Source organism: Enterobacter sp. P82 (assembly GCF_037053385.1).
Lineage (GTDB): Bacteria > Pseudomonadota > Gammaproteobacteria > Enterobacterales > Enterobacteriaceae > Enterobacter.
On sequence record NZ_JBALHX010000001.1, the window covers coordinates 2,190,462 to 2,204,429 of the forward strand.

General features: G+C 36.9%; 16 protein-coding genes. 2 read left to right on the forward strand and 14 right to left on the reverse strand.

The features are described 5' to 3' along the window. Nucleotide 1: 1 nt before the first annotated feature. From WB237_RS10450 to WB237_RS10485, 8 genes are all read right to left on the reverse strand, one after another. On the reverse strand, nucleotides 2–439 hold the full coding sequence (locus WB237_RS10450; protein WP_039261833.1) for a hypothetical protein: 438 nt from the start codon (nucleotides 437–439) through the stop codon (nucleotides 2–4). 1 nt (nucleotide 440) lies between these two features. After that, nucleotides 441–740, reverse strand: a complete 300-nt coding sequence (locus WB237_RS10455) for a hypothetical protein (RefSeq protein WP_284006376.1) — start codon at nucleotides 738–740, stop codon at nucleotides 441–443. 11 nt (nucleotides 741–751) lie between these two features. Then, nucleotides 752–2,665 carry a phage major capsid protein gene (locus tag WB237_RS10460; RefSeq protein WP_336212853.1) on the reverse strand — a complete coding sequence of 638 codons (1,914 nt, stop codon included), beginning with the start codon at nucleotides 2,663–2,665 and terminating at the stop codon, nucleotides 752–754. Continuing rightward, entirely contained in the window at nucleotides 2,619–4,139 is a 1,521-nt protein-coding gene (locus WB237_RS10465) for a phage portal protein (RefSeq protein WP_336212854.1), read from the reverse strand. The genes WB237_RS10460 and WB237_RS10465 overlap by 47 nt, the downstream gene beginning before the upstream one ends. Beyond that, the gene (locus WB237_RS10470) at nucleotides 4,139–4,624 is read right to left on the reverse strand and encodes a hypothetical protein (protein ID WP_058681385.1); all 486 of its coding nucleotides are present in this window, start codon (nucleotides 4,622–4,624) and stop codon (nucleotides 4,139–4,141) included. Before WB237_RS10470 ends, WB237_RS10465 begins: the two co-directional genes overlap by 1 nt. Before the next feature lie 9 nt (nucleotides 4,625–4,633). Next, entirely contained in the window at nucleotides 4,634–6,553 is a 1,920-nt protein-coding gene (locus tag WB237_RS10475) for a terminase gpA endonuclease subunit (protein ID WP_336212856.1), read from the reverse strand. Next, on the reverse strand, nucleotides 6,465–7,010 hold the full coding sequence (locus WB237_RS10480; RefSeq protein ID WP_336212857.1) for a hypothetical protein: 546 nt from the start codon (nucleotides 7,008–7,010) through the stop codon (nucleotides 6,465–6,467). Before WB237_RS10480 ends, WB237_RS10475 begins: the two co-directional genes overlap by 89 nt. A 545-nt stretch (nucleotides 7,011–7,555) precedes the next feature. Further along, entirely contained in the window at nucleotides 7,556–8,230 is a 675-nt protein-coding gene (locus WB237_RS10485) for an EAL domain-containing protein (RefSeq protein ID WP_063161247.1), read from the reverse strand. A 186-nt stretch (nucleotides 8,231–8,416) separates the two neighbouring features. Here WB237_RS10485 and WB237_RS10490 point away from each other — a divergent pair, with 186 nt between their 5' ends. Further along, nucleotides 8,417–8,731, forward strand: a complete 315-nt coding sequence (locus tag WB237_RS10490) for a hypothetical protein (protein ID WP_336212858.1) — start codon at nucleotides 8,417–8,419, stop codon at nucleotides 8,729–8,731. A 127-nt stretch (nucleotides 8,732–8,858) separates the two neighbouring features. After that, complete coding sequence (locus WB237_RS10495) at nucleotides 8,859–9,485, forward strand: hypothetical protein (protein ID WP_336212859.1); 627 nt, start codon at nucleotides 8,859–8,861, stop codon at nucleotides 9,483–9,485. 42 nt (nucleotides 9,486–9,527) lie between these two features. On the opposite strand, the gene WB237_RS10500 is transcribed toward WB237_RS10495, so the two are convergent. The 6 genes from WB237_RS10500 to WB237_RS10525 form a co-directional block, all read right to left on the reverse strand. After that, the gene (locus WB237_RS10500) at nucleotides 9,528–10,136 is read right to left on the reverse strand and encodes a hypothetical protein (protein WP_252056033.1); all 609 of its coding nucleotides are present in this window, start codon (nucleotides 10,134–10,136) and stop codon (nucleotides 9,528–9,530) included. Nucleotides 10,137–10,404: 268 nt separating this feature from the next. Then, on the reverse strand, nucleotides 10,405–10,683 hold the full coding sequence (locus WB237_RS10505) for a hypothetical protein (RefSeq protein WP_336212860.1): 279 nt from the start codon (nucleotides 10,681–10,683) through the stop codon (nucleotides 10,405–10,407). A gap of 43 nt (nucleotides 10,684–10,726) precedes the next feature. Then, a complete protein-coding gene (locus tag WB237_RS10510; protein WP_336212861.1) occupies nucleotides 10,727–11,077 on the reverse strand; it encodes a hypothetical protein in 351 nt (116 codons plus the stop codon). Nucleotides 11,078–11,166: 89 nt separating this feature from the next. Further along, entirely contained in the window at nucleotides 11,167–11,547 is a 381-nt protein-coding gene (locus WB237_RS10515) for a GIY-YIG nuclease family protein (protein WP_097494981.1), read from the reverse strand. Nucleotides 11,548–11,755: 208 nt separating this feature from the next. Continuing rightward, on the reverse strand, nucleotides 11,756–13,708 hold the full coding sequence (locus WB237_RS10520; RefSeq protein ID WP_336212862.1) for a hypothetical protein: 1,953 nt from the start codon (nucleotides 13,706–13,708) through the stop codon (nucleotides 11,756–11,758). 87 nt (nucleotides 13,709–13,795) lie between these two features. Continuing rightward, nucleotides 13,796–13,945, reverse strand: coding sequence for a hypothetical protein (locus WB237_RS10525; protein WP_171877446.1), 150 nt, complete (start codon nucleotides 13,943–13,945; stop codon nucleotides 13,796–13,798). Nucleotides 13,946–13,968: the final 23 nt, after the last annotated feature.

The window sequence follows — 13,968 nt, forward strand, 5'->3', positions numbered from 1 at the left end:
ATTATTCCCCATAGCTAAAAGATAGAGTTTGCGTGTGTACATAAGCGGTTTCCGTTGCTTCGGCTTGAGTAGTCATTAGGCTATCTTCAATACGGATATTGAATAATGGCATTGGAAGTTGCTGGTTTAGTTCATCAAAGAAACCAGATGTATAAAGTGCTTCAAGAATCTTTTCTATTTCATCTGAAGCACTTTTAAATGATTGTCCGACAGCTACAAACTCAACTCGAAATTCACATAAATTTCTAATAGTTGAAGGTACGATTTGATTGTTTACAATTTGATTTGCTTTAGCTATCTGTGTACGTTGTACAGAAGAATCACCAATGTAAACCATTGTAGTATTATCTACTGATGCTTTTGATGGATATTGTAAATTAACAATCACTGCTAATTTATTAATCAAATACTTTCTTATTGAATAGTCTGCCGTGAACATATTATATTTCCTCTTCTAAATCGATCTTGCGAACATAGTGATAGTTAGAGATACCGCTCGTATCATCATCTATTCTATTTACTACGTATTCGGTGTTATCAATCGTGAAGGTGCTATTTAGTTTAATTCCTGACTTAGCACTAAAATATGTTACGGTAGTTTGACTATCATCGAAAAAAAGCTCGTCTTGTTCAAAAATTGCGGTAATCGTTATTGATACACCATCTTGAACAATGACGAGCTTTTCACCAAAAGCATTAAGTAGTGACTCTGATTGTGAGTTACTAAAAAATGCTCTCATTTATTTCACCATTAAGCGGATTTAATTTTTAGATTTACAAACGCTTCATCATGAGCAATAGCAGTTGCTAAGTACTGGAATGAACGGAATACAGTAATTTGTGCGGCACGGTGAGTAGTAGTGTCTACATCAATTTCTTGACCGTCTGACCAGTTAGCAATGATTAGGTTACGGAAATCACCGATGATTACAGAATCAGCTTCAACAAAGGTAGATTCAATTACACGTACTTCATCGTTTAGCCACATATCAAAACGATGACCTTCAACCATAGATACGGCTGCGGTGTTACCCATTACTGCGGTTTGACGTAGTTTAGCCAATGTACTTGGGTGCATGACTGCGACACAAGAACGTACATCAACGTTAGCAACACCAAGTGCTTTAATAGCTTCTTGTACGTCTGCTACGGTCATAGTACCTACTGCTGCGGTTTCCACTTCTGGAATAGCTGCCTGTAGGGTAGAGAAGATCTGAGCTTCAAGACCATTAGCCGCATAGCGGATTAGGGCATCTTGAACAAAAGTAGCTGCGGTATCAGAACTTAGCATTAGTTGCTTAGTTACTGGTACAGAACCCGCGAACATTTTTGGAGATAGCTTGATTGAATCAAAGTTAGAAATAGATTCTGTTACCGCATCACCTTCTTCGTAGAACTTAAAGTTACCTGGAGCCGCTGGAGTTAGACCAGTTAGACGAGGAATAGAAAGTACACCACGATAAGCAAGGCCACTATAGATAGTTGGATTTAGGCTACCAAGAATGGATTGAGCCAATAGAGCGGTTAGATAAGAATCCGCATAAACAGTTTTAACTGTACCTGCTGCTGTTTGAGTATCGGTATTAGCACCAAGAGCACGTGAAAAATCCATTTTGAAACCGCGTTGACCTTTTTCAAGTTCAACCTTTACAGAATCAAAGTTATCTTCGTTGATACTACGGATTAGTTCACCAATTACATTTTTTTTCATAAGATTAACATCCTTGTTAATTAGATTTGTTTCTTTATTTAGGGATCTGGTTTGAACTTCCTGTTTAAACTGTTCAACTGATACACCTGATTTAATTGCTTCCGAACTATCTACGTTGTAGAGTTCAGCAATAGCGGTTAACTCACGAATTCGATATTCGTCAGATTCACCTTTATTTAGTGCGGCACGTTCTTGTGCTTCTACTTCAACATCATCAGTACTTTCCTGTACTTCTTCTGTTTCAGCTTCATCAATAGGTTCTTGTACTACTTCTTCGGTTTCTAATACTTCTGTTTCTTCTACAGGTTCTTGTACTTCTTCTGGAGTTTCTAATACTTCTACTTCTTCTGTTTCAGTACTTTCTTGTACTTCAACTTCTGTTTCTTCTACGTCATTAACTCGTAGTTCTTCTTGTTGGTTTTCAAGTTCCATTTGTTCACCTTCACTAAGTTGAATTTTATTTGTATTTAGTGAACGTGAAACACCAACAAAATCATCTGCGGGTACAGATACGCTACTTACTTCATATGGCGACCAAAGATCTACAATTAGGTTTTCACCTTCGATATGGTATGATTCAATGTTGTACCCTACTGAAATCTTTGTACGGATACCTTCCTGAATCATTGTAAAAATAGTTTCTGCTGCTTGAATTGAAGATAGTTTTACCGTCGCACGGCATACATGATCACTGTCTACTCTCGCATCTAATACAACTCCCACTTGTCGAGTGAAATCATGTTCTATTAGTAATGGAGCACCATTAAGTAGGCGAGAAAGATTTACGGCATCTGGAGTACATTTAAGAATTTCATTTAGTACACCAAGCCCTTCACCAAAATCACGTTTAACAGGTGTTTCACTGGCAAAGGCAATTTCAATTGTTCGATTCTCTACATCAATAGCTTTATTTATCTTCTGTAGGTTTAGTTCCCTCGTTAGTGGTTTCTTCATCCTGAATAACTTCCTTTGTAGTATTTATTGTTTGTGCTTCCTCCAGTTCAATTTCTTTCAGTACTTGATATGGGTCATAGCCAAATTCAGAAACGACCATAGAACGGCTTTTGATCTTGTTATCGATCATTAATACCTGTGTTTGTACATCTTTAAGAGGATCAAGTGATTCAACGAATTCACTAACGTATTTAGCATTTACTAATTTATCGAAATCACTAAAATTAAGGTTCAAGCCCTTATTACGTAACATTTCAGCTTTTAGCCAACGTGAATAAATTGGTTTTAGTACGAATGTGGTTAAAGCATTTGTACGTGTTTTAAATGTTTGACGTTGTAGGCGATCTGTTAGCTTCGCTGCTGAGAATGACGCATTAGCAGTACTACCACTTAGCGATTGTTCAGTAATACCAAGAGACATAGCGATCTGTTGCATCTGAGCATTAACGAATTCGGTAATACCATCTGTTGCCCCATTTGGGTTTACACTCGTTACGTTCTGCCCTGGTTGAAGTTCGACTAAAGCACCACTTTGTAGGCTGTCATTTTCATAGTAATCAGGTTCATATCCTTTCATAAAATCAACATCTTCATCATTACTTGCTGAGTTAGTAATGAATGCCATTGCTGAGGCTGAAAGTTTTTTAGATATGATTGCTGCTTTAATGAATGCTTCAAGGTCTTTTAGTAATGTAGTACCAGCTACGATATCTGGAATACCACGCTGTTGATTTGGATAATCTTCAATCATCAGGTGAAGCATTCTGGATGCTGGGATAATGTCATAGTTGCCAATCTCATATGTATATGAAGTTGGATTAACCTTAGTTACATAGTACTCAATAGCCTTTCCATGTTGATCAAAATGGATGCCGTTAGATACATAACTACCATCATCAAAAATACGATTACCAATTACAGGTACTCGCATAGTGTCAATGAGTTCAAACTTAACAGTACCGTTAACATCATGAACAATAATAAACGCTTCACCGTCAATACTACGTGTACGTTCTACTAAACGCTGGAATGCTGCTAAGTCCATCTTGCCATTCATACTAAATGCTTCTGGATTTTCTGCGTACTTATAGAACAAGTGTTCAAGTTCTTCATTGATAGCTAAGTTTTCTTCATTATCATCATGAAGATTTACATCAGGACGAATATATAAACCGGATGCCCCTGTAACGCCATCAGAGTTCACTTGAAAGTACTTTCTTGCTATACCGTTGTTTAGACTTAGTTCACGTGATTTAGCTACTAATGTTGGCAACGTCATATTGATAATACTATTAATATTACCTGCCGTATTACCTGCTGAGAATCCAAAACTGATAATCGGTGATTGTGAGTTAGTACGGATTTCTTTTAGTTCACGTTTTAGTGCATTATCGGTTAGCTGCTTACGTTCAAATTGTTTTGGTTGTTGTGGTTCTTGTACAGGTTCATCAATTCGTTTCTTTTTCCAGAACATTATTTACCCCTGTTAAAAGTTGTTATAGATTTAATTGGATTACCAGAGGAAAGCCCTTTCATACGTGCTAATTCTTGATTAGCAAGTTTCATATAGTGGGTACGTAGTCTTAGTAATGAGTCCATAGATTCAGTTGTTAGGCTTTTATTGTTGATGCTCTGTGAGATAACACCACCGCCTTGTACTTTGGATTCTATGACAATATTTATTTCATCAATAATTGATAGGTATTGATTGTATTTATTAGCTGTCGCAGTTGGATCTACTATCTGGAAAGTACGTACAGCAAATGTTGTATCATTAATAATTGCTGTATATGCACCTGGTTTCCATGTTGAAGTATCTATTGTTGTGTATGGATAGCTGTATGATTGCTTTACACCATCCACACCAACAATATCTACTGTAGAATCTGCGGCAAAACTAAACACAATGCTTTCACCTTTGATAATATCTGAGGTGAAATCAACGCTGCGTGTTGCCATGTTTATTCCTTATTCATTAAACCAGTTTCTACCACTAACCATACGCCTTTTACGCTGTTTACGTACTGGAACATGTTCTGATGGTGATTCACTGATTTGTGTTTCTTCACTGTATTTAGCTTTTGCCACGTTAGTATTATAATTTCTAAGTTTCTTGTACGCGTCTGTTCCAAGTTTGTTTAGCATGTATTCAAAACTGATTAGGCAGTAATTCAATGTATCTAACATTTCGTTTCTATCATCTTTAGAACCGCTGCGTTTCACCCATACTAATTGACCACCTTTCATTACACGTTTTTCACTGGTATATTGAAGAAACGCATCATCAGGTAGACTATAACTAAAGTGGATTTTCTTACCTTCATGTTCTTCTTCGTTCATTGCTGCGTTTAGTAACTTACGAATACGGTTCTTACCTTCGTTAACGTTCAATAGCATGAACTTATAACCACCGGATGTACTTTCTTTATATAGTGGAATGGTTGTACGTCCATCACCCTTGATAGGTTTGTATATCTCATTCCCTTTTTTATTACAGAAACGGTAAATCGTATTGGTTGCCGCACCGTTAGAACTATCTACCCATACTTGAAGTACTCGTAGTGGCGTGCCATTCTTGGTTTTTAACTTAGTATTATTTATGAAATTTTGTAGTTCAGTATAAGCTGGTGAATCATATTTATTACAATCCACTGCAAAAAAGCTACGATGATCGAGTACATAATAATTCTTTTCTGATATACCAACTAACGTACATTCAAGGCGATCTAATTGTTGGTCTACGGCATATCCCACACCAACACAATCATTAGGAATGTTATTAATATCAATATCAAAATCACGTAGCTGTTCCAGTAGTGCTAAATCATGCTCAACGTTTTCTTTATCAATGTACGGTTCACCCAATGCGTTATTGACGAATCGCATATGGTCAAAGTTCTTAAATGCTTCGGCAAAGTCCTGTACCAGCTTGCGGATCGACGAAACCGGAGAGTACAAACGTGATATGTGGTAGCCCCTTACATCCTTAATCTCTGGATGTGTTGCGATCCATCGTCCTTGAGATACCGCTCTTACTCGTTCTGCTTCGCTGTACTGGTGTTTACAGTGCGGGCATTCAAGATAGGCTGTATCGGCATCAGGGATAGAACGGCGGCCACCGTCGATCACCTTCCATTTGAATTTAACGTTTTCCCATATCAGGCGTTGTTCATCACCGCACTTAGGGCAAGGCACATGAAAGTAACGCTGATCGCTCATAGCAAATTCCTGGCATATGGGATCATCCGGTACTAACGGCGTGGAACACATCATGATTAAGGAATCGCGGAACGATTCACAACGCTGTGATACAAGGGCTATGGGGTTCCCTTCATCACCGTCTGTCTCAACGCCTGAGATCTCGTCACAAAAGACACGTTTAGCAGTTAGGCCACGTAGCGTAGATGGTGAGTTAAGAGATACAAAGTAATTGAATGTACCAACTGTTGTTTCCTGGGTAGTGGCATCATTTGTTTTTGTTTTATCTGATTTACTCGTGATTAATTTAGCAAGTGATGGTGTCAGTTGAATTGTTGGATCGTACTTACCATTCTTGTACTTCTTAACTGTGTTTGCTGTTGTACCAGCAATAACCATATTTGATGGATCGTGCTGTAGAAAATACAATGAAGCACCAGTAACTATTGTTGTTTTCAAAAGCTGTGCTGAACTCATTAGCACAACCTTACGTACTCCAGGCTCAATAATTGCGTTAAGTGGTTCTTTCTGGAATTCGTATAAACGCATTGGTGAACCTTGTAACTCACCATCACAAAACTTTAAGTTCTTCTCTACCCAATCACTCGGTTTTATCTTCTGAGGCGGTAGGATGTTCTTCACTGCCTGATTCAATATCTTCAATAATTTCTTCTGATTCTGAAATTCCATTTTCATATTCTTCTATTTCTTCCTCGTACTCGTAATTTCCAATATCACGTAGTACTTCATCTATTTTATCTTTGAGTGTTTCCCTCAATGCGTTAGCATCTTCACTACTGAATAGTTCTACGTATGTTGTGTTAGGAATACTACGCAACATGTTCTTTAGTTGAAGTAAGTAGCTTGATAGTGATTCAGTTACATAATCAACTTCAATTAAATTACATCTTAGTTGATCCGCATTCATTTCTTCAATGTCAGCTTTAGCTTTTGCTAAACGTAATTGTTCACGTTGGGTTTCTTCTTTTAGATCTGTTTGTCCTCTCAATGGTGTTAGTACGTTGTCCTGTACCCATTGATATATTTCTTCGTCTGTTTGGCTTATATCTAAGCCTTTGGCTTTCCAATCACGGCTAACAGTTGCCGGATCATAACCGTATATATTTGCTATTTGTAGGTATGTCATAAAACCTCATTGAATGAATTAGGTTCAAAACCTTATATATTTTTTAAAAAGGGTGCGGCGAAACTACGCGGTGTTTGAAAAGTTCAGGGAGAACCTATTTGATAATCGTTCTCGTTAGTTGGGTTAAGTTTCTTCTCTGAATTCATTTATTAATAGAGCAATTCGATAGTTATCTATAGGTCTACCGTTCAATGATTCATCTTGTATTAGTTCCTGAGTCAAGCACTGTAGATAGTCGAGGTGTACTCGCTCTGAGCCTTTGTAATTGCCTATTGTGTTCCAGTCATAAACCCATCTACCGATTGTGTAGCTGTGCTGGTGATTCACCGTAATGTATTTATAGCTGAGTACTAAACTGTGATGGTTGATGAATAGCTTGTATGATTCATCAAACGTGATATGAGCGTTGATTAGCTTATCGGTACGGGAATACTCATAACCTGTATAAGTACCGTCTATGATGCTTGTAGAGCCTTTAGGGAAGTGTAATGTGATGTTCATAGGTATACCCCATAGTTGTTGTCTATAGGGTATTTACTATGGTGTTATAGAAGTGTGTGAACTTTATTGAATGGTACTGAACGGTATAGATAGCCCTGAACCGCTGTTACTCCAGCATCGCGTAATATTCGTAGCTCTTGGCGTTGCTCTACTCCCTCTACGATCACATACGGGCAGTACTTCATGATGTTCTTCATCATTACGTTGAATGTGGGTTTCTGTGCTTCCTGACGGTAGAACGCTCTATCAAGTTTTACGGCCTCATAGCATCCAGTAGTTAGTGCTGCGACATTGGCACGACCTGAACCAAGATCATCAAGGAACAAGCGATAGCCAACGTTTAACAATGTTCTGAGTATCGGATGTTCAATACCCTTTTCAAGACCTTCAAAATCTTCTGAGATCTCCAGCCTCACAAACTCCAGCTTATCCAATAACTGAATAATATCCCTGTCAAAGACACATAGCCGTGCCTGTACGGTATCAACGTTAACGGTACAGAAAAGCCGGTTATCTCTGAACCAGGACGCATTAACTTCTACGGCCTCCAATTGTTGTTTCAGTAGTTCCTTCTTCCCTTCAACCGTCATAGCCATGATGAAGTACTTACTGTTCAGCACTGGCAGATCTTCACGATGGAAGCGGGTTAACAGTTCACAGCCTATGAGCTGGCCTGATGTTGTCATGATTGGTTCTGCTATGAAGGTTGTATTGATCATCCCTGCTTATCTCTAAAATTGGTTAATGATCAATTATTGATCGCTTTTAGATATCAATAAAAGACTAACCATACTAAAGAAGATTACTTAACTTATTGAAAATGATCGTTTTTATCTATTTTATGGTGTTTTATTTGGTACTGTATATAATTACAGTATTCTTGGTTTTGTTTGGAGGGTTAAGGAATGGGCAATAAGAATGGTTACGATCCATCCATACGTAGAGGTGTTCACCAGTTCTCACACGCAGGGGTATGGTTCACTGTCTGTTATTGGGGGAGTGCTCTTGATAAATTCAAGTTTGGTGATCGGGTGATATTTGAAGGTTCTGTAGGCGGGGTGTTCTGGCTGGGAACGGTGGAAAGGGATTGTTTTGTACTGATTAGCGAAACGCCATTTAAAAATGTATTGAACGCTGTGAGATACCTACATGCTGAACAACGTGTGATTGAACAACATGGTGATGATTGGTTTTGTGGACAAGAAGAACTACCGTTCTAAGTTCACGCCACACCTACGCCTAACAAACCAAAACCCCATTGTAGATGTGGCGTGAAACCGGAGTGTACGCCATCGGACGTTTAATGGTAAAGTACTCATTACTCTGAAATATTTTGGATAATTCTTCATGGATTATAAAAAACTGAATATGGCACTTTTCATAACAGTTTTAGTTCTTTTAAGTGTAACGGTGTTTGCTTTTTTAAAAGTACTCTTCTCTGATACAAAAACGTTGGAATGGGGTAGCGTTTCTGATTTTATAAGTTCAGTTTCTACATTCGGCACACTACTTGTAGCATTCTTTGCGTATAAAGCAGCACCACAATGGATAAAACAAAAGCGAAATGAAGAAGGCTTTAAGCATGTTAGTACTATGCTTGAAGATTATGATTCAATTATTATGAAAATTGAGGATATCTATTTTCGATTCATATGTATTGACCCAGCACTAGCTGATTCAAAATCGATGATACAAGAAATAGATATCGAAGTTATTCGAATAAGTTCATTATCAAATAAGCTTGATGGTTGTAAACGGTGGAACATCGAGTACCCTAAACAAGTAAGAATTAAATTCACAAATTTAAATTTATTTTATGCTGCGGGTATAGAGTTTGCTATGTCCTATGACAAAGATAATAAGTTAGCAGTAAGTAATGTAAGAGAGAATCTAACAACAATGATTCGTAATGTTAGGAATGATTTGACTTACTTCAATCAAGATATAGAAAAAATATTCAATTTCCCTAAATAAAAAAAGCCACCTTTTAGGTGGCTAATTATCACTTAAGATTAATTAATTTTTTTCATATTTAGCAATAAATTTAGGCTTATCTGTTTTACCCTTAATATTAACACTATCTTCAGGAATGCCATTTTCTTTAAAGACTGACTTCACTTCATTTTCATCCATCCCAATAAATGATCTTCCAATGAATGTTTTTGCGTCAGTTTTTACTTCATACTCAGTACCACCAATAACAATTATTGTTGTGGTCATTGTACGACTTGATTTTTGTCTATTATCTTTAGCTCTTCCAGTCCTTTCAATTTCAACTACTACAGGTTTTGGGATAAAACCTTTTTCTACTAGTTGATTAATCAAAACTTGGCGGGTATCAGCATCAAGTTGATCAATAGAAGCAGCAATATCAGCACTTTTTTTAGTGTCTATTTCTTTCTTATAGGCATTTGCGATGTTAGTAAGATTAGTTGCCATACGAAGCAATTGATTAATGAATTCTTCTGCTTCTTTCTCTGACTCTTTTTTGAAGAGTTTTTCTAAGATATCTTTTTTGCTGTCTTCAAACTTAAAGTTAAGTGCTGAGACACGTTCAATAAGAGATTTGAATGAGGTGTTTGTTAAATCATAAACAATACCATTGCTGTTAGTTTCTGTGCTCATCAAGTAGTCTTCCTGTTCGTTTTGTTAGTACTAAAAAGATTCCCGGATAACAAAAGCACTGTCAATAAAATTTAGTTTAAGTTACAAAATTAAATGTCGTGTGTATGTCTTATGATTAGATTCAGTGTTTGCGTACTGATAGGTACAAAGGATAAGGTAAGTACTTCGCCTGTGCCAAGGGTTACGCTTGAGTAGTCAGATCTTAGTTGTAAGTAGCACTCTACCCCATCTAGGACACAGTACAGCCTTATGTTTTTAGTGTTGTTGTCTATGATTCCCACAGTACATCCATATAATACTTAAAGAGTTTTACGGCTTTTATAATGTCCTCTAAGTCTGGGTTTATAAGTCTTTCCTGGAACATAGCCGCTTCATCATCTTCTATAGTTAAGTACCTGTTAGTATCTAAAGGTTCAGTGCGGAATGTTGAGCGGCGTTGTATCTCAAGGTTTGAAGTACCATCAGTTTCAATCCTTATGTTGTTAGTAACATAAAGAAAGTAGATAGTATCATCTTCGTAATGTGTGAATTCAGTTCTAAATGTCATAGGAATATCCTCAAGTGTTTAAGATATTTATGACATATAGTGATTAATAGCGTCCAAATAGAAGATGATAATCAAGTCGATCATCATCATCTAAGTTAGTGAGTTCGATTTGTTCACTGAATCTGTAGCATGTTTTAGCATCATTAATACGCCCTTCTGGAGCATCGCCCATTATGCGTAATCCAAATACTTTTTGATTGGTTATATCGTATGAATCATCGATAGCTTTGATTCTGTACATGTCTGGAGTCCATTCAAATAGAATCCCTGTTTCAGTAAACAGTGCTATCTTTCTAATGCTGGCTTCTTCATCAAAGAATGTGATTTCAACTAATCTAATAGTATCTTGATTTTCATCAAGGATCTTCCATGTGCGTATGTTTGTGTTTTCCATAACTATTCCTTAGTAGTTGGTTATAACTGTATTTACGCTTCATGGCAGAATGCCTCTTATGTCCTGTTTTCCTGGTTCTTTTGTTACTATCACGCCCACTCAAACATAGCTGTTTCTTTTACTGGCTCTGGTTCGTTGATCAACTTGTAACCCATATCTACTAGTTGTTCATATAGTTCATTAGTTATTACTGACTCATAGTGTTCACTGTTGCCTTCTGGTAGTGAACTTTTACTTATGTTAGTACAGTAATACCTATTTTTAGCATGAATTAGCTTTTCATCCATTTCATAGTGGATTAGTTTTTTCTTGTGTTTGAATAACATCATTTCTGAGTACTCAAAATGTGAATTACGGTTTCTTAGTTCACTTAGTCTTCTTTCTGGATTAGTAGTGAATCCAAGTTTGATTAGATATAGGCCAGTGTGAATATTACGGGCTAGTGTCATATATATGAATTGTTCATTCATGGTATATCCTCATTGAAGAGGCAATAAATAGTTCGTCAAAACATTGGGCGGTCTTCGGACTGCCTTTTTTATTGCCGTTGGTTTGTTAGTTTAGTTTGCTTGTCCTATGTCGTTTTGCTTTAGAAGTACATGAAGGGAAGAAAAATGTACGCAGAAAAAGATCACTATTATATAGAATAATTATTGTTTTTTCTGCGTACAAAACCCATCAGGCCGCCATACGTAGGCTTAGGAGGCGTTCGCGGATCTCGTTTGCCGTCTTGTCAGTGCTGATATTGAATGATTCGCTAGGTGCTGGCTGTTCAATCTCAAATCCAGTTAGGTTTGTATACTTCACTGGGTAGACCTGATAGCGATCCGTACCTTTCCAATCTAAGTACGCCTTGAATACTGCGTTTGTGTCTTTACTAATTCGTTGTTCTTTCCTTTTTCCTAGAGTAATATAACGATTGATTATACGTGCTTCACAGCCATCTTTAGCTACTAGTTGACCACCACGCCATTCTAAAACTTTTCTCCATTCTTTATTCTTTCTCATTTCGGTTTCATCACCTTGAAAGAATTCAGTTAGAGTAGTTTTGATAGCTATCCCTGAAAGTATCGCCATATCGAGTACATTCAAAGTATCATCAGGACAATCTGTAGCGATGTAACGTAGCATTTGGTTTCTAATGTTCGTATGATGATCTACATAGTTGAAATCAGGCCAAACACGTTTTCTAATGAATTCTTTATCTTCAACCATTCCATTTACTACAAGTTCTATTTGTTCACGCTTCAATCCTTTCTTTAGTAGGGTATTGATACTTTCAACTACATAATCATATTCTTCATCACCAGCATACTCAAACTTACCAGTACGGAAACTTTCTGTAATCGAAGCAATGCGTTTATTACGTTCATCTTGTTGTTGTTCCTTCATTGCTCGCTTACCCTCTTTGAGTACTTCAGCAACTCCAGAATCACCTGATACCAACATACGTGGATTGACATTGAAATCATAACTCATCATACGTTCAGTAAATAGTACAGGATCTAGTACAGCTTGCTTCTCTCTATGTGAATAGTATTCAGCATCAATAGAAATCAAGTTTACAATGAATGAATCTGATTCTTTATCATATTTCAAATGACTACCTTTTACTTCTTCATGGTAGGCACTACGCAAATATTCTCTATACTGTTCTGTGTTATCTTCAGACATATAGAAAGTATTGATTACATCTGCGAATCTTTGAGCACTAGCAGTATATCCATTGATATCAAAATCAGCCAATTCACGTACTTCTGTGTTTGGGATGAAGTAATGAACATGCTTCACATACCCTACATTACGGAAACGGTTTGAAAACTGTTCAATAACATCTGGATCAGTATGTCCATAAATGAATACATCTACTTCATCTTGAACATCTTCAATACTAAGACCTTCACGGATTGAGTTAGTACCAAAGATTACAGACCATTGATTACCCATCTTACGAGTACGATAAAGTTCAAGTACATCATCATTTGCTTTTTCATCAGCATTGACTACTAGAGCATCATCACCATAGCGTTCTGAAAGTTGATTACATACTGCTTTATCATTGATTAGAACTAGTTTCTTGCGTCCATTGTCTTTACGTGCGTGTATAAACTCTTCAAACGCCGCTAGACCGTTTCTATCATAGATATAGGTATCTAGTACCTTCATTGCTAGTTGTGGCTTGTAGACGTTATAGAAGCGGTCTAAATTGATACTTGATATGTATTCAGGCTCAAACGTTCCAGACATTAGGATCACGGAATGATAGTATTTGAATATACTAATTAGATCCCTTATTGCTGGAGCCTTATAGTTATAATCCATGTATAAACCGTGTGCTTCATCAACCACTAGGGTACGTGTACTAAAGTATGACTTATCAAATGTACTGTTTACCTTGATTACTCGTGCTTGCCATGTATCGATATTTCCAGCACCTTTATCAATCTCACTTTGTTTGATTGCGATGAATGGTACTGTGATATCAACATTTGGCATATTGATAAAACCAGTAGTTTTACCAGTACCTACTGAAGAATTTAGACCAATGATACCGCCATTGAAATCAAAATATTTTATATAATCACTGATGTACTCCCCAGATTCCAAAGTAAATTGTTTTGTATAGCTCATATGAATTTCCTTATTGTTATTCGCGTTACTTCCTGTAATCGCGTCTACTTATCGTAAGGTTAGTAGACAACCTTTATACTAGTTATCTTATTCCCCCGTAATCATTGACATATTGATCAAGTACTGAATAGCACTGCTAATAGATTTAGCTTTACCATCATCCACTAGTTTTTGAATGTGTGCCGCTTGTGTTTCATTGAGGCGTACACCAACGCTTACCGATTTCTTTTCTTTCATGTTTTTTCCTTTTATATGTTTAA

Excerpts from the sequence above, each read along its gene's own strand:
- WB237_RS10450 (WP_039261833.1), bottom strand. The coding sequence starts at position 439 with ATGTTCACGGCAGACTATTCAATAAGAAAGTATTTGATTAATAAATTA.
- WB237_RS10455 (WP_284006376.1), bottom strand. The coding sequence starts at position 740 with ATGAGAGCATTTTTTAGTAACTCACAATCAGAGTCACTACTTAATGCT.
- WB237_RS10460 (WP_336212853.1), bottom strand. The coding sequence starts at position 2,665 with ATGAAGAAACCACTAACGAGGGAACTAAACCTACAGAAGATAAATAAA.
- WB237_RS10465 (WP_336212854.1), bottom strand. The coding sequence starts at position 4,139 with ATGTTCTGGAAAAAGAAACGAATTGATGAACCTGTACAAGAACCACAA.
- WB237_RS10470 (WP_058681385.1), bottom strand. The coding sequence starts at position 4,624 with ATGGCAACACGCAGCGTTGATTTCACCTCAGATATTATCAAAGGTGAA.
- WB237_RS10475 (WP_336212856.1), bottom strand. The coding sequence starts at position 6,553 with ATGGAATTTCAGAATCAGAAGAAATTATTGAAGATATTGAATCAGGCA.
- WB237_RS10480 (WP_336212857.1), bottom strand. The coding sequence starts at position 7,010 with ATGACATACCTACAAATAGCAAATATATACGGTTATGATCCGGCAACT.
- WB237_RS10485 (WP_063161247.1), bottom strand. The coding sequence starts at position 8,230 with ATGATCAATACAACCTTCATAGCAGAACCAATCATGACAACATCAGGC.
- WB237_RS10490 (WP_336212858.1), top strand. The coding sequence starts at position 8,417 with ATGGGCAATAAGAATGGTTACGATCCATCCATACGTAGAGGTGTTCAC.
- WB237_RS10495 (WP_336212859.1), top strand. The coding sequence starts at position 8,859 with ATGGATTATAAAAAACTGAATATGGCACTTTTCATAACAGTTTTAGTT.
- WB237_RS10500 (WP_252056033.1), bottom strand. The coding sequence starts at position 10,136 with ATGAGCACAGAAACTAACAGCAATGGTATTGTTTATGATTTAACAAAC.
- WB237_RS10505 (WP_336212860.1), bottom strand. The coding sequence starts at position 10,683 with ATGACATTTAGAACTGAATTCACACATTACGAAGATGATACTATCTAC.
- WB237_RS10510 (WP_336212861.1), bottom strand. The coding sequence starts at position 11,077 with ATGGAAAACACAAACATACGCACATGGAAGATCCTTGATGAAAATCAA.
- WB237_RS10515 (WP_097494981.1), bottom strand. The coding sequence starts at position 11,547 with ATGAATGAACAATTCATATATATGACACTAGCCCGTAATATTCACACT.
- WB237_RS10520 (WP_336212862.1), bottom strand. The coding sequence starts at position 13,708 with ATGAGCTATACAAAACAATTTACTTTGGAATCTGGGGAGTACATCAGT.
- WB237_RS10525 (WP_171877446.1), bottom strand. The coding sequence starts at position 13,945 with ATGAAAGAAAAGAAATCGGTAAGCGTTGGTGTACGCCTCAATGAAACA.